The sequence below is a fragment of the Tenacibaculum sp. MEBiC06402 genome, assembly GCF_049239625.1.
Taxonomy (GTDB): domain Bacteria; phylum Bacteroidota; class Bacteroidia; order Flavobacteriales; family Flavobacteriaceae; genus Polaribacter.
Genome location: NZ_JBMKKT010000084.1, coordinates 37,365 through 58,057, shown reverse-complemented (window position 1 = coordinate 58,057; position 20,693 = coordinate 37,365). Strand labels below are relative to the sequence as shown.

Below are 20,693 nucleotides of genomic sequence, written 5' to 3'. Positions count from 1 at the left end.
AATAACCATTTCGTTATCTTATTTGAATTTATGAAAAGACTTCTATTTTTCTTATTATCATTTTCATTTTTTTTCGGAGGTAGTCAAACAACCAATTCCGTTCTTTCATCTGGTACTTGGTATAAGTTTGCTATTGACACTACCGGTGTTTTCAAAATAGATGCTGATTTTCTAAGAAACTTAGGATTCAATTTAAATTCAATAGACCCTCGCAATATAAAAATTTATGGCAATGGAGGAAACACATTACCTGAATTAGCTTCTGATTTTAGATATTCAGATTTGCAAGAAAATGCGATTTATGTTAGTGGTGCCGAAGATGGTGTTTTTAACAGTAATGATTATATTCTTTTTTACGGTGTGGGTCCACACAGCTGGACTACTGACATTACAAATGAAACAGCAAATCATGTTCAAAATATATACACTAATCAAGCTTTTTACTTCATTACCCTTGGAGACAATCCTGGCAAAAGAATAAATAATGAAGGTGTTTTGAGTGGTAATGCCGCAATAACCTTAAACTCATATGATGACTTTCTTTTTTACGAAAAAGAAGAAGTCAGCCTCCTTGCCGTTGGTCGACTATGGTTTGGAGAAAATTTTTCTGTGAATCGTTCACAAACCTTCACTCTTCCTTTTGATAATGCTTTAAGTGGGTCTCAAGTTAATGTAAAAGTTACTGCAGCCGCACAATCTTCGACGTCATCGAATATGAATATCACTGTAAATGGAAGTAATACTCCAACCATTGGCTTCCCTCCTGTTTCTAGTTCTACTTCTTCTGGTTTGGCAAGATATGGACAAAGTATCTCTCAGGTTAATGGTGCTAATAATATTGTTGTTCAATTAGATTATAACAATAATGGTAATCCTTCAGCGAGAGCTTTTTTAGATTACATTGAAATAACAGGAAAAAAACGTTTAATCTCCTCAGGAAAACAATTCTCTTTTAGAAGTTTTGAACAAGCGAAAAGTATTGATATAGTAGAGTTTGCAATTGAGAATTCTTCAGAAATCTTTCAGGTTTGGAATGTTACCGATCGTCTAAACGTTAAGAATATTCAAAATGAATCCAATACAAACGGTAATTTTATTTTTAAATCAAATGGCGGAACTTTAAATGAGTATGTTGTATTAAACGAAGACGATTATTTCACGCCAATTCAAATACAAGAAAGGACAGTACCCAATCAGAACTTACACGTAGTTCGTAATATTGATTACTTAATAATTACTGATGAAAACTTGTTAGGTGAAGCTCAAAGGTTAGCTGATTATCATCAAAATAATTCGAATTTAAACTCGAGAGTTGTAGAACTTTCAAAAATTTATAATGAATTTTCGTCCGGAAGTCCCGATATTACTGGAATTAGAGATTTTATAAAACACCTTTACGATACCTCAACAACAAATCAATTACAATACGTTTGTTTCTTTGGAGACTCCTCTTATGATTATAAAGACCGTATTTCTGGAAATAATAATATTGTTCCCACTTTCCATGCGGTTCAAAGTTTCGATTTAGTTTCCTCTTTTGTTACAGATGATTACTTTGTTATGGTTGATGACAACGATGGAAGAATGCTTGGAAATGACAACATTGATATTAGTTCGGGTAGAATTCCTGTTTCTACAGTACAGCAAGCAAACGATGTAGTAAACAAAATTTTAAAATACTACAATTCATCATCTTTTGGAGATTGGAGAAACACTGTTACTTTGGTTGCTGATGATATTGATGTTTCTACAGATGCCACATTACAATCGGGTTTGGAAGAAGTAGCAGATAGTATAAAAAAATACAAACCTATTTTTAACGTTAATAAAATTTACGCTGATGCTTTCAAACAGGAAAATTCTTCTGGTGGTGAACGTTATCCTTTAGTGAAAAACGCTATTACAAACGTTATTGAAAAAGGAACATTGGTATTTGACTATTTTGGACATGGTGGTGAAGATGGTTTAGCTGCGGAACGTGTTTTAGAAATTCCACAAATACAAGATTTCAATAACGACTTCCTTCCTCTTTTCATTACTGTTACTTGCGAGTTTTCTAGATTTGACAACCCCTTAAGAGATACAGCAGGCGAACAATTGTTCTTAAATCCAAATGGAGGTTCTGTTAGTATGATTACCACAACTAGAGATATTTTTATTTCCCTAGGAGAAGCTTTCAATAAAGAACTTACGACCTATGTATTGGATTTTGATAATTCAGATGATGCGATTTCTACGAATCTGATAAAAACAAAAAACCAGACAACTAGTAGTCAGCGATTTTTTATCTATTATTTTGGTGATCCAGCTATGAAATTAGCAATTCCTAAACCAGATGTTCGAATTAGCAGAATAAATGATGTCCCTATAACGCAACCAGTGGACACATTAAAAGCTTTATCAAGAATTAAAATAGATGGAATTGTTACTGATAACTCCGGAACACCACTGAACAACTTTAACGGAACAGTTTTTACGACAATTTTTGATAAGCCTATTGACAAAACAACTTTAGATAACGATGGCTTTGGGATTGTAAATACTTTTGATTCTCAAGAAAGTAAAATATTCCGAGGTAAATCATCTGTACAAAATGGTAATTTCAGTTTTGAATTCATAGTACCAAAGGATATAAAAATTACTTACGGTAATGCTAAAGTTAGTTTTTACTCAGAAAATCAAGAGATTGATAAATCAGGATTAAATTTAGACATGATTGTTGGTGGAATTAACAATAACGCTCCTGAAGATATTATTGGGCCAGAAATACAGCCATTCATGAATGATGAGTCTTTTATAGACGGGGGAACAACTAATACATCTCCAAACTTAATTGTAAAGCTATCTGACATCAGTGGGATTAACACCTCCATTACCGCGGTAGATCACGATATTGTGGCCATACTTGATGATAATCAATCAGAACCTATTATTCTGAATGACTTTTACGAAACAGAGTTGGACGACTTCACTAAAGGAACTGTTAATTACCAACTTAGAGATTTATCAGTTGGAACTCATACGATAAAAATAAAAGCTTGGGACACATATAATAATTCTTCCGAAGCAACGTTAACTTTTGAGGTTGTGAGTGATGCAACGTTAGTTTTAGAAAATGTATTGAATTATCCAAATCCTTTCACAAACTACACCGAATTCTGGTTTAATCACAACAAGCCAAATGAGCCACTAGAAGTACAAGTGCAAGTTTTCACTATTTCAGGTAAATTAGTTAAAACTATCAATCAAACGGTTCAAACAACAGGAGGATTATCAAGAAACATAACTTGGAATGGTCTTGATGATTTTGGCAACAAAATAGGTAAAGGTGTTTACTTATATAAATTAAAAGTCAGGTCTACAGTGAGTAATCTTTCCTCCGAAAAATTTGAGAAACTAGTTATACTATAATAAAATTATATATTTGCCAAAACAATGTTAAAATCAAAAATGAGAAAATCAACAATACTTACACTACTATTCGCTAATATTTTAGCTTTTACATCGAGGGCACAAGTTAATGAAGGAGCTATTACTACCTCGGTTCCATTTCTTCAAATAAGCACAGACGCTAGAGCTGGAGGTATGGGAGAAATCGGTGTTGCCACTTCTTCTGATGCTTATGCATTATTTCATAACGCTGCCAAAATAGCTTTTAATAAAAGTAAATTAAGTGTTGGAGTAAGTTATGTGCCATGGTTACGTAATTTAACAGATGATATTTTTGCAGGAAACTTTTCTGTAGTAAACAGATTTAGTGAGAACAGTGCTTGGGGTGCTGATTTAAAATTCTTCTCGCTAGGTAGAATAGATCTAACAGATAACAGTGGAAATAGCACTGGAAGTATAAACCCAAGTGAATTTGCTATTTCAGGATATTACTCTTTAAAATTGAGTGAAAAATTTTCAATGGGAGTAGGTTTAAAATATATCAATTCGAACTTAGATGTTGATAATAACTCTCTAGAAGCAGTTAATTCATTTGCTGTGGATATTTCGGCTTATTATCAATCAGATGAAGAAAATTATGGAACATTTAATGGACGTTACCGTATTGGTGTTAATGTAGCAAATATTGGTCCTAAAGTAGAATATACGCCAGGAGAAGAAAATTTCATTCCAACTATTGGTAAATTAGGTGGAGGATTCGATTTTATCTTTGATGATTATAATACATTAGGAGTTAATCTTGAATTTAGAAAATTGCTAGTTCCATCGGGTGGTTCGGATTCACCTAGAGGATGGTTTGAAGGAATGTTTACGTCTTTAGGAGACAGACCTTTTAGCGAAGAGTTAAGAGAAGTTAACTGGTCTTTAGGAGCTGAATACTTATACAATAACGCATTTGCTGTTAGAGCAGGTTATTTTAATGAAAGTGAAACTAAAGGAAACAGAAAGTTCTTCACACTAGGGGCAGGTTTTACGGCTCAAGCTTTTTCTGTAGACTTATCTTATTTAGTAAATACATCTGATGTCAATAACCCATTAGAAAATACATTACGTTTTTCATTATCATTTGACATTGGTGAAATTTATGAAGACTATTAATATTGTTTTTTTAGTATATTAGTATAAAATTAAAAGCAGTCGCCATGACTGCTTTTTTTGACTTTAAAATTTATGAAAGAAATCGATTTTTCTTTAAAAGCGAAAATGTATAATCTTGTTTCTGAATTAAATCAAGACGAACAAGAATTAATGAAAGAGGCTACAACCGCCAGAAAAAATGCGTATGCTCCGTACTCTAAGTTTAAAGTTGGAGCTGCTTTATTATTGGACAATGGTGAAATTATTACTGGAAATAATCAAGAGAATGCGGCATATCCTTCAGGTATGTGTGCAGAACGAGTAGCAATTTGGAGTGCGGGAGCGAAATACCCAAACATGACCGTAAAAAAAATAGCTATCACAGCTGCATCCTCTGAAATAGAGGTTAAAAATCCTGTTGGACCTTGTGGAGCTTGTAGACAAGCACTTTACGAATACGAATTCAATCAAAAGGAACCAATAGAAATAATATTTATGGGAGAAACAGGCAAAATTATCAAAGTGAATTCTCTGGCTTCACTTCTACCCTTTTCTTTTGATAGCTCGTACCTATAATATATTTTTTATATTTTTTTAAGAATTTCCATACAAAAACCACTATTACTAAAAGGTTATAGATTTTATATTGTTATTTTTAACCCAGTTATTTTATGAATAACACAATTTCACATGTGTTAAATTTTGAAATTCATAAAAATAAAATATACTTTTGATAATTAATAGGTTATACACACTAAATCCTTTTTATTTGTTGTTATAGTAAGCCCTAATATTTATTTAATATGACAGCAGTAATTTCTGGAACAGGTAGCTACATCCCTACCATTAAGAAGGAAAATAAACAATTTAGTGGTAATCGTTTTTTAAACGCAGATGGCTCTTCTTTTGATTCTAATAATACCGTTATTATTCAAAAGTTTAAGACTATTACCGGTATTGAAGAACGTCGATATGCGGAAGATCATTTCAACGCTTCTGACTTAGGATACTTAGCGGCTGAAAAGGCCATTGAAAATGCCGGTATTGATTCAGAGGATATAGACTACATTATATTTGCTCATAATTTTGGAGATGTAAAGAATAATGCCATTCAAAGTGATATCCTACCTAGTTTAGCAACAAGGGTGAAGCATTTGTTGAAAATTGACAATCCAAATTGTGTTGCCTATGATATATTATTTGGTTGTCCAGGATGGGTTGAAGGAGTAATTCAGGCAAAAGCTTTTATAAAAGCTGAAATTGCTAAAACTGTTTTAGTGATTGGTTCAGAAACGTTATCTAGAGTTATTGATAAACACGATAGAGATTCAATGATTTATAGTGACGGAGCTGGTGCTTGTATTGTGCAAGCTTCAGATGATTCTGAAAGTGGAATTTTAAGTCATGCTTCGCAAACTTTTGCTAAAAAAGAAGCTTTTCATTTATTTTTTGGCAATTCCTACGACAAAAATGAAGATCCAAATGTTCGCTACATTAAAATGTACGGGCGAAAAATCTATGAATTTGCATTAACCCATGTACCTAATGCTATGAAAATTGCATTAGATAAAAGTAATGTTGATATTTCTGAAGTTAAAAAAGTTTTTATTCATCAAGCTAATGAAAAAATGGATGAAGCAATTATAAAACGCTTTTACAGACTCTACAAAAAGCCTGTCCCTGAATTTATTATGCCAATGAGTATTCATAAATTAGGAAATAGCTCAGTAGCAACAGTACCAACTTTGTTAGACTTAGTTTTGAACAACAAAATTGAAAATCACAAGGTTGAAAAAGGTGATGTTATTATATTAGCCTCTGTCGGAGCAGGGATGAATATTAACGCAATTGTTTACAGATATTAAATTCTAAAAAAATACAAGCAAAAATAAAATCAAACTATTATTTTTGCGGATGCAACAACACAACGTACTTATTTTAGATTTCGGCTCGCAATACACACAGTTAATTGCTCGCCGCGTTAGAGAATTAAATATTTATTGTGAGATTCACCCTTTCAATAAAATTCCAGAGAACATAGATAATTTTAAAGCCGTGATTTTATCGGGTAGTCCATACTCAGTAAGATCAGAAGAAGCTCCACATCCAGACTTATCTGAGATTAGAGGTAAAAAACCTTTATTAGCCGTATGCTACGGAGCTCAATACTTAGCCCATTTTTCTGGTGGATTAGTAGCTCCTTCAAATACACGTGAGTATGGTAGAGCAAACTTATCTTTCGTAAAAGAAAATGAGTCTTTCTTTAAAAATATATCTGCCGGAAGCCAAGTATGGATGAGTCATTCGGACACCATAAAAAACCTTCCTGAAAATGGCGTTTTACTAGCAAGTACTCATGATGTAGAAAATGCTGCTTATAAAATTGAAGGTGAAACTACTTATGCTATCCAATTTCACCCGGAAGTGTATCACTCAACAGATGGAACTCAATTATTGAAAAACTTTTTAGTTGATATTGCTGGGTTACAACAGGAGTGGACACCTAATTCTTTCGTCGAATCAACTGTTAATGATTTAAAAGAAAAAGTAGGTGACGATAAAGTTATTTTGGGACTTTCTGGTGGAGTTGATTCAACTGTAGCTGGTGTTTTACTTCACAAAGCAATCGGCAAAAACTTACACTGTATTTTTGTAAATAACGGACTTCTTAGAAAAAATGAGTACGAAAATGTACTTAAGCAATACGAAGGCATGGGATTAAACGTTAAAGGTGTAGATGCATCTGAACGTTTTTTATCCGCTTTGGAAGGAATTAGCGACCCGGAAACAAAAAGAAAGACAATCGGTAGAGTATTTATTGAAGTTTTTGATGATGAAGCGGCAAAAGTTGAAAATGCAAAATGGTTAGCACAGGGAACAATTTATCCAGACGTGATTGAATCTGTTTCCGTAAACGGTGGCCCTTCTGCAACAATTAAAAGTCATCACAATGTAGGCGGTTTACCTGATTTTATGAAATTAAAAGTTGTGGAGCCTCTACGAATGATCTTTAAAGATGAAGTTAGACGTGTTGGAGCATCAATGGGAATTGACAAGGAATTGTTAGGAAGACATCCTTTTCCTGGTCCAGGTTTAGCCATTAGAATTTTAGGAGATATCACTTCAGAAAAAGTTCGTATTTTGCAAGAAGTTGATGCTATTTTTATTGATGGTTTAAAGGAAAATGGATTATACAATGATGTGTGGCAGGCTGGTGCAATTTTATTACCAGTAAATTCGGTTGGTGTAATGGGAGATGAAAGAACCTACGAAAAAGTAGTCGCTTTGAGAGCTGTAGAAAGTACTGATGGGATGACTGCAGATTGGGTAAATTTACCTTATGAATTTTTACAAAAAACATCAAATAAAATAATAAATAACGTAAAAGGGGTAAACAGAGTTGTTTACGATATTAGCTCTAAACCTCCTGCAACAATAGAATGGGAATAAAAAAACAAGTCTCATTTTTGGTTTAAAAAAAGTTATATGAGTAAAATAAAATTTTGGGCTATTACATGTGTATTAGCAATTTTGGTTTCTTGTAGTCAACAAAAAAGATACATCTCTTACAAAGTTCAACAGGGTGAAACTATGAGAGATATTGCTGAGAAAATCAATGTTAAAACAGAAGATTTAGAAAGGTTAAATCCTGATGTTGGTGAAAATCCAACAGCGAATAGCACTATTATTATTCCAAACCCAGAATTTAAAAAAACGCTTCCTATAATTCAAAAAACCGACAAAGACAAGGAAGTGAAAACTGATACTGACACTGGAACAGATACAGATATTGAAACTCCTGAAACAGATATTGATGAAGTTAAAGATGCTCCAGATTCTACACAAATTGTTAGAACGGTATACTCTTATAAATTTCATACAGTTCAACCAGGAGAAACGGTTTATCGATTAACTAAGACTTATAATATTTCAAAAGATGAGTTAATTAAGTTAAATCCAGAGTTTCCAAAAATCAAGGATAACTTATTAAGTGTTGGCCAAAAACTGAAAGTTAAAGTAGCTGAGAAAAAAGTTGTTTATATCTCAAGAGAAGAAGATTTAAAAAATCATGTCACTCATACTGTACAACCAAAAGAGACTGTTTATAGTTTAACTCGTTTTTATAACATCAGTAAACAACAGTTAATAGATTTAAATCCTGAATTTCCAGAAATAGAGAACAATGCGTTATCTATTGGTCAAGTGTTAAGAATTCGTCCAATTGAAGAGAAATTAACATCTGATAGTTTTAAAATATACACTGATACTATTGCTATTTCTGAACCTATAAAACTTGCCTTTTTATTGCCATTTAAGGCCAAAGAGCTTGATAGCCTTCCTGAAGAAGATATTTTTGACGAAATAAAATCGAACCGTAGTGCTAGAGTAGCTAATATGGTAACTGACTTCTATTTAGGAGCTGAAATGGCTTTAGACTCTATAACAAGTATGGGAATTCAAGTAGATGTAGCTGTTTTTGATACAGGAAATAGAGGAAGCTATGTTGAGCAACTTATTGAGGAAGATAAATTAGGCGATAGAGATGCTATAATAGGTCCATTTTACTCAGATCAAGTTGAAAAAGTAGCAGATGAAGCTAAAAATGCTGTTGTTTTTCCACACTTCTCAAATAATCAAGATAAGTTTTCTTCATCCAACATTGTGAAGTCTGCGCCAGACAAAGAAACGCACAGTGCTTTCTTAGTAGAATACCTAAATGAGATTTACAATGGAGAAACAATTTTTATTGTAAGTGATGGAAAAAAAGAATCTGATGAACAACTTGAATTTATCGAAAAGCTATTCAAGAAGAACGATTCAATAACACAAATCTACACTTTAAAACCAGAGGATGGTTACATAAAAAAGGAACGCTTTACAGATAAGATGAAACCAAATGTTCATAATTGGGTAATTCTAACCTCTGATAAAGAATCTTACTTAGCAGATGCAATTAACAGTATGGTTGTACTTCCTGAAGATGTTACTGCTCAAGTTTTCTCAATTGACAAAACAGATGCTTATGAAGGTATTGATAATAACATCCTGGCAAGAATCGACTTCACATTTGTCACAGATAATTATTATGACGACAATGATGAGAATCTTAAATCTTTTGTAAAAAAATACAAAAAGAGAAATAGAGCAAATCCTTCTGAATATGCCATTCGAGGGTTCGATTTGACCTACGATGTTCTAATTAGATTAGCTTCTGGTGAAGATTTAACTGACACTTATAAAGAAGGAGTTTCAATGAGACTTGTAAATAAGTTCGATTTCAAGAAGAAGTTTTTAGGAACGACAAATAATAGAGGATTGTTTATTGTAAAATATACCAAGGATTTATTTCTTGAACGATTGAAATAATAGCACAAATCAATTCATAATAAAAAACCGATATAATATTCTGATTATATCGGTTTTTTGTTATCGTACATTTCTTTATAGTAATTCTGATAATCGCCACTAGTTACATTCTTGACCCAATCTTGATTATCAAGATACCATTTTATAGTTTTCTCAATTCCTTCTTCAAACTGTAAAGAAGGTTCCCACCCTAATTCATTTTTCAATTTACTCGAATCTATTGCATATCGATAATCATGACCAGCTCTGTCTTTTACAAAAGTTATCAATTTATCTGATGTACCTAAAGGATTCCCTAAAATCTTATCTACGGTTTTGATAAGCACTTTTATTAAATCAATATTTTTCCACTCATTAAAACCTCCGATATTGTACGTTTCTCCTACTTTACCCTCATGAAAAATAACATCAATAGCTCTCGCGTGATCTTCAACAAACAACCAATCTCGCACATTTTCTCCGTTTCCGTAAACAGGCAATGGTTTATGATTGCATATGTTATTAATAAAGAGAGGGATTAACTTCTCTGGAAATTGATAAGAACCATAATTATTTGAACAATTTGAAATAATTGTTGGTAAATTATAAGTGTCATGAAATGATCTTACAAAGTGATCCGAAGAAGCTTTTGAAGCAGAATAAGGTGAATGCGGATCGTAAGGTGTGTCTTCTGTAAAAAAGCCATCATCCCCTAAACTACCATAAACCTCATCCGTTGAGATATGATAAAATAATTTATCTGAAAAATTACCATTCCACTGAATTTTAGCAGCCTGTAATAAATTTAAGGTTCCAATCACATTTGTATACGCAAATGCCAATGGATCCTTAATAGAGCGATCCACGTGAGACTCAGCAGCTAAATGAATTACACTGTCAATATTATATTCTTTAAAAATTGAATTGACTGAATTAAAATCACAAATATCTGCTTTTATAAAAGTGTAATTTTCCTCACTCTCGATATCCTTCAAATTTTCTAAATTACCTGCATAAGTTAGGGCATCAAGATTTATAATGCGTTTATTCGGATATTTCTTGACAAACAATCGAACAACATGTGAACCAATAAAGCCCGCTCCTCCAGTTATTAAAATATTCTCCATAAACTTACTCTTTACAATTCTTTATACATTCTTCTAATGAATCCTTCCAAAAAGGAATATCAATATTAAAATCTTCTTTTATTTTATCAGTATTCATAACCGAAAAATAAGGTCTTTTAGCTAAAGTGGGATAATCTTTTGTTTCTATTGGATTCACTTTACACGATAAATTCGCAATTATCATAATCTCCCGTGCAAATTCATACCAAGAAATAGCGCCCTCATTAGAATAATGATAGATCTTACAATCTTTATCAAGATTTTTATCTAACATTAAAATACATAGTTTTGCTAAATCCTTTGCATACGTCGGACTTCCAATTTGATCTGACACAACATTAATATTATCCTTTTCTTTCCCCAAACGCAACATTGTTTTTACAAAGTTTTTTCCGAAGCAAGAATATAACCATGAAACTCTAATTATTGTGCCTTCTATATTGGAATTTAAAAAATACTCTTCCCCTTTTTGTTTTGAAACACCATAAAAATTTACCGGATCAACCTCGTCATTTTCTTTGAAAGGAACGTTACCATTTCCACTAAAAACGTAATCTGTAGAAACATGAATCATTTTTCCTCTATCTTTCAATCCTTCAACTATGTTTTTAACACCTACAGCATTTACTTCTATAGCTCTGAATTGATCTTCTTCTGCATTATCTACAGCTGTGTACGCCGCACAATTAATTACAAAATCGATGTTATTCTTTGTTATATAACGCCCAACCTCCAAAGAATTTGTAATATCTAAACCTTTTGAGTCTTCAAAGAAAAAAGTATGAGAGCTTTTTTTAGATTCATGAAATATTTCTGATCCCAATTGGCCAGAAGCCCCTGTTATTAATACATTCATATTAGTAGTCAAAAGGACTTTGAAAATTACTAAATGCTGAAAGCTCTTTATCCTTATCAGAAAGTATAACGTCTTTAACATCAATCTTCCAATCTATATTTAAAGTTTCATCATTCCATAAAATTCCGGATTCATGAGCTGGAGCGTACCAATTATCAACTTTATATGAAAAGATTGCCTCTTCAGACAGTACTATAAATCCATGTGCAAATCCTCTTGGAACAAAAAACTGTCTTTTATTATGTTCTGATAATTCAACGGCTTCATATTCTCCATATGTTGGAGAATCTTTTCTAAGATCAACTGCCACATCTAACACGCTACCTTTTACACATCTTACAAGCTTTGCTTGAGCATAAGGAGGTTTTTGAAAATGTAATCCTCTTAGTACGCCTTTCGAAGATTTTGACTCGTTATCTTGAACAAAATTCACCTCATAAATATTTTCTTCAAATGCATTTGCATTAAAAGATTCAAAAAAATATCCACGATGATCTCCAAACACTTTTGGTTCTAGAATCGTTAAATCTTTTATTTTCGTCTCTCTAAAATTCATCATTATTCTTTTACCAAACTTAAAAGGTATTGGCCATAGCTATTCTTTTTCAAGGGTTCGGCTAACACTTTAACTTGTTCTTTTGTAATATAACCCATGTAATATGCTATCTCTTCTAAACATGCTACTTTAAGTCCTTGTCTTTTTTCAATTGTTTCTATAAACTGACCCGCCTCCATTAAAGATTCATGTGTACCAGTATCTAACCACGCGAAACCTCTTCCCATTAATTCAACTTTCAATTTGTTTTGTTGTAAATAGGTTTGATTTACAGATGTGATTTCTAATTCTCCTCGTTTTGATGGTTTGACCTGCTTAGCTACTTTAACTACCGAATTAGGATAATAGTACAATCCAACAACAGCATAATTAGATTTAGGAGCATTTGGCTTCTCTACTATTGAAATTACATTCTCCTCATCATCGAATTCAACAACACCATAACGTTCAGGATCTTTAACATAATATCCAAAAATGGTAGCCTTTTGTTCCTTCTGAACATTATCTATTGCTTTTTTAAATAACTCTGGAAGACCATGCCCATAAAAAATATTATCACCTAATACCATACAAACGTCATCATTCCCAATAAACTCTTCTCCTATAATAAAAGCTTGAGCTAAACCATCTGGAGATGGTTGTTCGGCATAACTTATTTGTATACCTAAATCAGTTCCTGATCCTAAAAGTTTTTCAAAATTTGGTAAATCATGTGGAGTAGAAATAATTAAAATCTCCTTAATTCCAGAAAGCATTAAAACCGACAAAGGATAATAAATCATGGGTTTATCGTACACTGGAAGTAGCTGTTTTGAAACTCCTTTTGTTATTGGATACAGTCTTGTACCTGAACCTCCTGCTAATATTATTCCTTTCATTAAAATATAGTATAAAGCTTTAAAATTAAGCAAATAAGTTAAAAAGAACTGTTTTTATTGAGTTAAGATAGAACCGGCTTTAATTTTGGTATTATCCTCAATATTAATAGAATAATCAATCTTTGCTCCGTTCCCAATATAAACCTTTTTACCTATTATTCCTCCAGCTGAAATAGATACTGTAGGCATAATCATACTAAAAGTTCCTATTTTAGTATCATGTGCTATTACAGCAGCAGTATTGACATATACGAAATCGGAAATTTCTATATTAACTGTTAATACTGAATTAGCTGCTATTACAACCCCTTGACCAAGAACTACATTTTCCTCTGAATAAATTTCTACCGAAGGATGAATTAAGTTTGGAAACTTAATTTTTGGATTGGTTATTTTATTCTTTATTAACTCTTTAACTTTTGGATTTCCAATTGCAATTACTACTTCAAGTTGTTCCTTTATTTGATTTAAATCATCTATTTTGCCTAAAACAGGGTAACCATTAATTAATTCATCGGTTAAACTATCATCGTAAAACCCAATAAAATCCCATGCAGGATTCTTTCTATTTATTGCTTGAATAATTCCATGGACTTCTCTTCCCAATCCTCCAGATCCGATAATAGCGATTTTTTTCATTTTATTGCGAAGATTTCATTTTTTTAATTTTATTAAACCCTACTAAATATAGCCCTATAACAGACGCGGTAACAGATAATAAAATAATCACTTGATAAACAAAGCCTAATTTATAAGTAAAAAACGCCACAGTATTAATTACTAATTGTAAAACTCCATATATGGCTGACACACTCAAATGAGACATCTTTAGTGTGTGAACCATTTCTTGATAAATATGTTTTCTATGCGGCTCCGTTAACTTCTCTCCTATTCTTTTTCTGTGTATCATCGTTAAAATAGTGTCGACACTATAAACTGCGACTAGTAATAATATAACTGGAGCTTTGGTTTTATAAATAAGTAAAGCTGCTACGAAAAATATCAAAACGGCCATCGAAATACTCCCGATATCTCCCGCAAACATCCTAGCTTTTTTCCTAAAATTATAAAAACCAAAAACCAAAATCGATATAAAGACCGAAGCTAGGAGCTCTGAATCTATTAGATTTTCATAATGATTTATAGCAAACAAACTTATTAGACTAACGATACTATAAAAACCAGTGATTCCGTTAATTCCATCCATGAAGTTGTATCCATTAATAAACGCTACACCAACAAATAAAAGTGGAAAGGCGACTAAAAAAGATTCAAATGAAATTCCTGAGTCCAAAATTATTTCTACCTGATATAAACTTAAAGCTATTGCTAAGAATTGAAATGGTAACCTTACCAGTATTTTTAAGGAAATAATATCGTCTATAAAACTAATAATGGAAATCAATGTTACACCAATGACAAAATATGGGTATTTGAATCCGAAGAGTAAGAAATAAATTAAAATTCCAAAATAAAAAAGAATTCCACCTCCTCGAATTGTTGGTACGGTATGAGAACTTCTATGATTGGGTTTATCTATGATATTGAACTTATCTGCGAGTTTTAAGTATATAAATGATAAGGCAGATAGAACTAAAAATATTATTAAATAATTCATTATTTTATTGATTGTAATGCAGAACTTGGACTCCAACCTAATTCTTTAATTGCTTTTTCATTCGAGAATGTTAAAGACTTGGTTATTTTATGTAATTTATCAGTATTGATTATAAAAAATGGCAACACATCTCCTATTTTGGCTAAAACGAAAAATAAAACTTGGGGGAGTTTAATTATTTTTCTATTAAATTTTGAAGCTATATAATCTTCTATTTCTTTAAAAGTTGGATGTAAAGTATCGGTTAAATTATAAATACCATTTTTACCATATAAATGAGGTATAAATTGTGCAATATCTTGAGCTGAGACAATGGACTTTCTTGCTTGCCCCTTTCCAATTCTAAAATAATAACCTTTTTTAATTGCTTTAATCATAGCTCCTAGATTTCCAGGAGGATTTTCACCTGCAACCAAAGGTAATCTCAAAATGACACAGTTAACATTATTATTTCTACAAAAGTTCGACACCTCTCTTTCAGCTTTTATTTTACTTAATGCATATGGACTAGTTCCATTCAAAGGAAAAGACTCGTCTATCATTTCTCCAAAATCTACCCCATAAACCGATACTGTACTAATAAAAATAAAAGTATCAGGCATATTGTTTTCCAATCCTTTTAAAAGGTTTTTAGTTCCAAGATAGTTTACATTAAAAAACTCTTCTTTCTCTATATCGGTTTTAGGAATTAAATGTGCTTTTCCCGCCGCATGAATAACGACATCATAGACTTGACTTATTTTAGGTCTAGCTTTTGACAAATCAATAATAATGTCGTTTTCTTTAGATCTTCCAACACTAGTAAAAGTACAATCAGTTTTTTCCCTAATAAACTTAACTATATCCTTTCCTAAAAAACCCGTACTTCCAGTTATTAAAACTTTATCCATTATAATAATTCTATAATATTTTTTAATCCTATTGAATAATTTTCCCAGCTAGATTTAAAATTTTCAAAACCAATATTATTTTGCTTAGGTAATTCGTTGAAATTCAAACTTTTAAGCATAGACATATTTTTATTTTTATATTTTCGAAAAATAATGTCAGAAACAATCATTTTTTTTTCAAGATTTATACAATCCGACACTATCCCGCTAAAGGAAACTTGTTTGTAAGGCAATAAAATATAGTCCATTTCTAGCATCATTGAATAATAAAGATCGTTGTCTATAAAGTCATCAAATAATTTTACGTTCTCCGATAAGTCCACATTATCGTAACCTTTACCAATTATGTAAAAGCTTATATTTTTATTACTCTTTGCGATTTTTAAAAATTGATTAAGGTTTTTATAGGGTAAATTTCTACCAAAAAAACCTATATTTAATTTATCTAATGGAATTGGACTTTTTTTGTAGTTAAAAATAGGAGTTCCATGAGTTAGTACATGAATATTATTATTTTTTATAATATAATATTTCAGTATGTCTTTTCTAATCTCTTCTGAAAATATACAAACTTTTTTCGATACTAGAACTTGGAAGAAGTTTATTATATAAATAAATGGATTTAAAATTCCTGAATGCGGAATTGGGTCATGTAAATGAAATATCACCTTGCTTCCGAATGGTATTGAGATTATTGAAGTTAATAAATTAGCTAAGCTAGTATTATAAATAAATAAGATATCTTTTCTTATTATTTTAACCCGAAAAATATCTTTGAGATAATCTTTAACACTTCTTTTTACATTCCAAAGAATCTCCTCTTTAAATTTCTCATTAATCAGTTTACAATGATGTAGAAGAATTTTATTTGTTGTAAAAGCTATTATTTTCATTAAATATTTATAATTTCAAAAAATTAAGAGTTATCGTCAACATAATATAAAGAAATAAAAGATTTATACTATATCCTTTTGTTTGATAAACATAAAAACCAAATATAATTTGCCATGGTAGTATTATTAAAATATGCCTATTTGTTAAAAAAAGAAAACCAATGGCAACTGGAAAAGATAATACCAACATGAGTTTTAATATGATTGATATTTTTTTGTCCTTTAAATAAAACCTTGTATTTAAAAGCCCCTTTATTATAAGAGGCATTAATAGAAGTTTTAAAAGTGCATCAACCTGAACTACTGGACTAATATTGTGCCATACTTCGCCATTATTGTATGCTAAAAATAAAGGCTGTACCTGCGTAAGAACCCATAAAAAAGGCATATAGAAAATGGTTAACATTCCTGAAGAGTTGAATGGTAATGTATTCATTTTAGACATCAAAATTTCAATTCTTTCAATTCTAAAAAAATATAAATACTCCTGAAAAATATAAAATAAAATTACAATCGAAGTTAAAATTAACCCCAGTGTTTTGAAATTAAATCTGATTTTTTGTCCACTACCAATTAAAATACCTAATAGTAATGGACGAATTAGAAAGATTGGAATTCCTAATATCAGTGGAACTAAAGCTTTTCTCTTGAAATAAAAAAAAAATACAAAAATAATTGACAAACTGAGTAAAAGTGAATCCTTATAGTATCCAAATAGCCAAATGTATCTGAGGGGTAAGATTAAAAATATAATTAATGCCAGATAAGCATTCTTTTTGTTCAAACAAGTAATTGCAATTTTATAAAAAAAGAAATTAGAAATTGCAAAAAGTAAGAACTCAATAAGCCAATAAAGAAACACTCCTCCTGCGTTTACAAGTAAATACAGAATATAATTATAAGGTGTAATTAAACCAAGCTGAGCGAGACCTATCAGTGTTATATTAGCATTATTAATATATTTAAAATTATTAATATAATTGTAATCATCACCAAAATCTCCGAACAGAAAATTATTAGAATCGTAGAAGCTATACAGACATAAATATTGTATTATAATAATAACCAGACTTAAACAAAAAATATAAAAAAAATTAAGCTTTTTGAATTCCATTAAACAACTTATATACTTCAATTGAATTAATCTCTTCTAAGTTCCCTTCAATTAAATTTTTGTGTAAAAAAATGCCCTTATTATCATCGCTGTTAGGCAAATAACCATGATAGGCCTTCATTTTTAAATATCCAAATAAATTTGGACTAAAAGCTAATCTATCATTTAAAACTCCTAAAACATTCCCAAATGTTTTATTTGTGACACCATACATTTTTCTTTCCTCCTCATTAAAAACTTTGACAGGAAGACTTGCAGATAATAAATTACTTATTGACTCTACATCTTTGGTTATATCATTGACTGAATTAATAAAAACTTGTATATAAAGACTATCATAAAATACTTTAGAATTATACTTCTTTTCTATTTCCTTAATTACACTTCTAGGATCAACATAACTCTCAACATTAGACATACCATGATCACTCAATACAACCATAGGTTCATTAGGAAAAATCTCTTCATAAACATTCATAACATTTTCAACATTTTCACTCAAATAATCCAAGCGTTGATTATACTCTGGTGACATGGTTCCAAATTTGTGACCTATACCATCTAAATCACAAAGACTTATGAATATATCTTTATTTAAATCATTCCCCTGTTTAAGGTAGGAAAAAACTCCCTTGAGAGCTACTTCATCTCTATTTCCTAGTCCGTTTTGTAAATCATCAGTAATAAATGTTTTGAAACTATCTAACATAGAGTTACATTCCTTAATAAAAGGATATTTCCCTTTACGATTAAAATAGGGAACATATTTAAAGGGAATCTGACCGATTCTTACCCTGAAAAATTTTCTGAGAAAAATTTTGAATAAATAGTTCAACTTAAAGGGTAAATATTCGATCAAATTTAAAGCTTTAAAAAGATACTCTTTGCTAGGTTTTACATCCTCGTTATATAAGTACTCCCCAAAAAAACCCATTTGATCAGGAGTTTTACCATTGAACAACTCATTATGCAAATTAACACTATATCCCAAATTAGGTATTAATTTAGATGTTTTGAGTTTTGAAAACTCAAATCCCTTAGATGCTGGTAAAGCATCAATAAAAACTATCAACATTACTTTAAGGATTTATAATAATTAATATCTCTTATCCAATAAATAAAAAAATAACCATTTAAAAAAGGATAATTTTTTTTTGTATAACCTAATGATTTCAACCCTTCAATTAGGCTTTTATTCATGTGGTTAAAACTTTCAGAAATCATTAATGAATTTTTAAAAACTCTTATAATTGAATTTTGGTCAACTCTTTTACTTTTAAAAAATTTTAAATAACAAATAACCATAGCACTATAAATTTTAGCCTTTCTTGATTTCACATTAGATAATGTCTTTAAACCATTTTTACTTCTTTCTTCATAATCAATAAGCCAACACAGCATTATTTCTTTCCATCTATGAAAAAAAACATCTCCATTTACTTTTTCTTGGAATTCCGACTCAAATATTTTTTTATCAAGCTCTATCAGTTTTAAATTATCGAATAAAAAAAGTAATCTTTCTTTCTTCTTTACTAACCATGAACCACCATTATATTGCAAAAGGTACTTATATGTTAAAAAATCAGATAAATTCTTCTTTGACCTATTATAAAAAATATTATTCAAGGGTTTGTTATTAAAATTATAAGCCAATGAAATTTGGTTCAATACTCTATGAAAAAAAATATCGTAAACACTCTCCAAAGAGACTCGCCAATTAAATGAATTAAAATCTAAATAACTATTTGAAAATAAAACATTGAAAGTTTTGAAGGTTTCAAACTGATGTACTGGAAGGCTCTTATGGTTCCGTTTTAAATCATTAATTGAAATAAAATCTACTTCTATTTCAAATATCTCCGGAATAATATCAAACTTATTTTTAAGTAATTTAGATAATTCTGATAAACTTTTCTTAATGGTAGTTTTATCAATTGCATTTTCAAATATAAATAATGTTTCCATATCACTAACAAGAATATTATCTACAACCGATATTTCTCCTCTAGAAAAACCTCCAGACATTAATAAAACACCTCTAAAATTCTTATCTAAATAGAATTTCTTAATGTAAGAGATTATTTTTTCTACTATTTCCATTTCTTTTTAAAACAATAAAATTGAGCACTACAAATAAAAATGAACTTGCAACTAGAGCATAGAGTGCTCCTCTCCAGTCGAAATAATAAATAAAAACAAATAACAATGATAAATGAATTGTTAGTATGATTAAAATAGTATATAATCTAACCCAATTATTAAGAGCCATTAATACCCTCAAACCGTAATAAGTATTAATCGTTCTTAGAAAAATCATTAAACTAAATAAGAGTTTTTCATTTACCGTTAATAAGATCTTACCATGACCAAGTAAATCAATAAAAAAATCAGATAAAACAAAACTGATAAAAGCTAAAACAATTCCTAACCCTAAAAATTCTCGATAAATTGATTCTCTCGTTTCTTCTTTTTCAGATAAAAAACTTATCCTATAATTTGCCAAAATGACCGGAATCATAGTTATATTTAAAAAAAACTTATTAGAAACAGCAAAGTTAGCATAAAAATCTACTTTATCCCAATACTCAAACACGTATAAGTCTATATTTAACAATAAATAACCCAATAAACTATAAATCATCAAGGGAAAAGAATTAAAAATTGACTTAAATACTTCATCATTAAATTTTAAAATATTAAACTCTATTTTTTTTATCAATAAAAAACTAAAAGGAATAAAAATACAAAGAGACAACAATGTTAAAATTTCAAATTTATTTTCAAAAAATAGTAATGCAATTAAAAATGAAGTAAGCACAAATAAATTTATAAAAAAATCAAGTCGATGTTCTTTACTGAATCTTATATATCCTTTAAAAATCAAGGGT

18 protein-coding genes are annotated in these 20,693 nt (G+C 30.4%); 6 read left to right on the top strand and 12 right to left on the bottom strand.

From position 1 onward, the window contains the following. Positions 1–30: 30 nt before the first annotated feature. The 6 genes from porU (at position 31) to ACOSP6_RS03145 (ending at position 9,894) form a co-directional block, all read left to right on the top strand. Complete coding sequence (gene porU / locus ACOSP6_RS03170; protein WP_422092938.1) at positions 31–3,411, top strand: type IX secretion system sortase PorU; 3,381 nt, start codon at positions 31–33, stop codon at positions 3,409–3,411. Positions 3,412–3,450: 39 nt separating this feature from the next. Continuing rightward, positions 3,451–4,548: a type IX secretion system outer membrane channel protein PorV gene (gene porV / locus ACOSP6_RS03165; protein WP_422092937.1), complete on the top strand. Its 1,098-nt coding sequence runs from the start codon at positions 3,451–3,453 to the stop codon at positions 4,546–4,548. A gap of 72 nt (positions 4,549–4,620) precedes the next feature. Further along, a complete protein-coding gene (cdd, locus tag ACOSP6_RS03160) occupies positions 4,621–5,103 on the top strand; it encodes a cytidine deaminase (protein WP_422092936.1) in 483 nt (160 codons plus the stop codon). Positions 5,104–5,330: 227 nt separating this feature from the next. Next, positions 5,331–6,392, top strand: a complete 1,062-nt coding sequence (locus ACOSP6_RS03155; RefSeq protein WP_422092935.1) for a 3-oxoacyl-ACP synthase III family protein — start codon at positions 5,331–5,333, stop codon at positions 6,390–6,392. Positions 6,393–6,441: 49 nt separating this feature from the next. Beyond that, a complete protein-coding gene (guaA, locus tag ACOSP6_RS03150) occupies positions 6,442–7,977 on the top strand; it encodes a glutamine-hydrolyzing GMP synthase (RefSeq protein ID WP_422092934.1) in 1,536 nt (511 codons plus the stop codon). A 36-nt stretch (positions 7,978–8,013) separates the two neighbouring features. Then, on the top strand, positions 8,014–9,894 hold the full coding sequence (locus ACOSP6_RS03145; protein ID WP_422092933.1) for a LysM peptidoglycan-binding domain-containing protein: 1,881 nt from the start codon (positions 8,014–8,016) through the stop codon (positions 9,892–9,894). Between the two features lie 44 nt (positions 9,895–9,938). Here the strand turns inward: ACOSP6_RS03145 and rfbB are convergent, their stop codons facing one another. The 12 genes from rfbB to ACOSP6_RS03085 are packed head-to-tail and all read right to left on the bottom strand — an operon-like array spanning position 9,939 to position 20,689. Then, positions 9,939–11,000, bottom strand: coding sequence for a dTDP-glucose 4,6-dehydratase (gene rfbB, locus ACOSP6_RS03140; protein WP_422092932.1), 1,062 nt, complete (start codon positions 10,998–11,000; stop codon positions 9,939–9,941). A 4-nt stretch (positions 11,001–11,004) separates the two neighbouring features. Next, positions 11,005–11,856 carry a dTDP-4-dehydrorhamnose reductase gene (rfbD, locus tag ACOSP6_RS03135; protein ID WP_422092931.1) on the bottom strand — a complete coding sequence of 284 codons (852 nt, stop codon included), beginning with the start codon at positions 11,854–11,856 and terminating at the stop codon, positions 11,005–11,007. Between the two features lies 1 nt (position 11,857). Then, complete coding sequence (gene rfbC / locus ACOSP6_RS03130) at positions 11,858–12,412, bottom strand: dTDP-4-dehydrorhamnose 3,5-epimerase (protein WP_422093051.1); 555 nt, start codon at positions 12,410–12,412, stop codon at positions 11,858–11,860. A gap of 2 nt (positions 12,413–12,414) precedes the next feature. Next, the gene (gene rfbA / locus ACOSP6_RS03125) at positions 12,415–13,290 is read right to left on the bottom strand and encodes a glucose-1-phosphate thymidylyltransferase RfbA (RefSeq protein ID WP_422092930.1); all 876 of its coding nucleotides are present in this window, start codon (positions 13,288–13,290) and stop codon (positions 12,415–12,417) included. A gap of 54 nt (positions 13,291–13,344) precedes the next feature. Beyond that, positions 13,345–13,929, bottom strand: a complete 585-nt coding sequence (locus ACOSP6_RS03120; RefSeq protein WP_422092929.1) for an acetyltransferase — start codon at positions 13,927–13,929, stop codon at positions 13,345–13,347. A 1-nt stretch (position 13,930) separates the two neighbouring features. Further along, complete coding sequence (locus ACOSP6_RS03115) at positions 13,931–14,908, bottom strand: UDP-GlcNAc--UDP-phosphate GlcNAc-1-phosphate transferase (RefSeq protein ID WP_422092928.1); 978 nt, start codon at positions 14,906–14,908, stop codon at positions 13,931–13,933. Continuing rightward, the gene (locus tag ACOSP6_RS03110; protein ID WP_422092927.1) at positions 14,908–15,798 is read right to left on the bottom strand and encodes an NAD-dependent epimerase/dehydratase family protein; all 891 of its coding nucleotides are present in this window, start codon (positions 15,796–15,798) and stop codon (positions 14,908–14,910) included. The genes ACOSP6_RS03115 and ACOSP6_RS03110 overlap by 1 nt, the downstream gene beginning before the upstream one ends. Beyond that, positions 15,798–16,691, bottom strand: coding sequence for a hypothetical protein (locus ACOSP6_RS03105; RefSeq protein WP_422092926.1), 894 nt, complete (start codon positions 16,689–16,691; stop codon positions 15,798–15,800). Before ACOSP6_RS03105 ends, ACOSP6_RS03110 begins: the two co-directional genes overlap by 1 nt. A gap of 7 nt (positions 16,692–16,698) precedes the next feature. Further along, positions 16,699–17,805 carry a hypothetical protein gene (locus ACOSP6_RS03100; RefSeq protein WP_422092925.1) on the bottom strand — a complete coding sequence of 369 codons (1,107 nt, stop codon included), beginning with the start codon at positions 17,803–17,805 and terminating at the stop codon, positions 16,699–16,701. Continuing rightward, positions 17,786–18,880: an alkaline phosphatase family protein gene (locus ACOSP6_RS03095; protein WP_422092924.1), complete on the bottom strand. Its 1,095-nt coding sequence runs from the start codon at positions 18,878–18,880 to the stop codon at positions 17,786–17,788. Before ACOSP6_RS03095 ends, ACOSP6_RS03100 begins: the two co-directional genes overlap by 20 nt. After that, positions 18,880–19,905 (bottom strand): hypothetical protein, encoded by a 1,026-nt coding sequence (locus tag ACOSP6_RS03090; protein WP_422092923.1) that lies wholly within the window; start codon positions 19,903–19,905, stop codon positions 18,880–18,882. The genes ACOSP6_RS03095 and ACOSP6_RS03090 overlap by 1 nt, the downstream gene beginning before the upstream one ends. Continuing rightward, positions 19,871–20,689: a hypothetical protein gene (locus ACOSP6_RS03085; RefSeq protein ID WP_422095696.1), complete on the bottom strand. Its 819-nt coding sequence runs from the start codon at positions 20,687–20,689 to the stop codon at positions 19,871–19,873. The genes ACOSP6_RS03090 and ACOSP6_RS03085 overlap by 35 nt, the downstream gene beginning before the upstream one ends. Positions 20,690–20,693 lie beyond the last annotated feature (4 nt).

Coding starts and splice junctions, on each gene's coding strand:
- porU (WP_422092938.1), top strand. CDS start 31: ATGAAAAGACTTCTATTTTTCTTATTATCATTTTCATTTTTTTTCGGA.
- porV (WP_422092937.1), top strand. CDS start 3,451: ATGAGAAAATCAACAATACTTACACTACTATTCGCTAATATTTTAGCT.
- cdd (WP_422092936.1), top strand. CDS start 4,621: ATGAAAGAAATCGATTTTTCTTTAAAAGCGAAAATGTATAATCTTGTT.
- ACOSP6_RS03155 (WP_422092935.1), top strand. CDS start 5,331: ATGACAGCAGTAATTTCTGGAACAGGTAGCTACATCCCTACCATTAAG.
- guaA (WP_422092934.1), top strand. CDS start 6,442: ATGCAACAACACAACGTACTTATTTTAGATTTCGGCTCGCAATACACA.
- ACOSP6_RS03145 (WP_422092933.1), top strand. CDS start 8,014: ATGAGTAAAATAAAATTTTGGGCTATTACATGTGTATTAGCAATTTTG.
- rfbB (WP_422092932.1), bottom strand. CDS start 11,000: ATGGAGAATATTTTAATAACTGGAGGAGCGGGCTTTATTGGTTCACAT.
- rfbD (WP_422092931.1), bottom strand. CDS start 11,856: ATGAATGTATTAATAACAGGGGCTTCTGGCCAATTGGGATCAGAAATA.
- rfbC (WP_422093051.1), bottom strand. CDS start 12,412: ATGAATTTTAGAGAGACGAAAATAAAAGATTTAACGATTCTAGAACCA.
- rfbA (WP_422092930.1), bottom strand. CDS start 13,290: ATGAAAGGAATAATATTAGCAGGAGGTTCAGGTACAAGACTGTATCCA.
- ACOSP6_RS03120 (WP_422092929.1), bottom strand. CDS start 13,929: ATGAAAAAAATCGCTATTATCGGATCTGGAGGATTGGGAAGAGAAGTC.
- ACOSP6_RS03115 (WP_422092928.1), bottom strand. CDS start 14,908: ATGAATTATTTAATAATATTTTTAGTTCTATCTGCCTTATCATTTATA.
- ACOSP6_RS03110 (WP_422092927.1), bottom strand. CDS start 15,798: ATGGATAAAGTTTTAATAACTGGAAGTACGGGTTTTTTAGGAAAGGAT.
- ACOSP6_RS03105 (WP_422092926.1), bottom strand. CDS start 16,691: ATGAAAATAATAGCTTTTACAACAAATAAAATTCTTCTACATCATTGT.
- ACOSP6_RS03100 (WP_422092925.1), bottom strand. CDS start 17,805: ATGGAATTCAAAAAGCTTAATTTTTTTTATATTTTTTGTTTAAGTCTG.
- ACOSP6_RS03095 (WP_422092924.1), bottom strand. CDS start 18,880: ATGTTGATAGTTTTTATTGATGCTTTACCAGCATCTAAGGGATTTGAG.
- ACOSP6_RS03090 (WP_422092923.1), bottom strand. CDS start 19,905: ATGGAAATAGTAGAAAAAATAATCTCTTACATTAAGAAATTCTATTTA.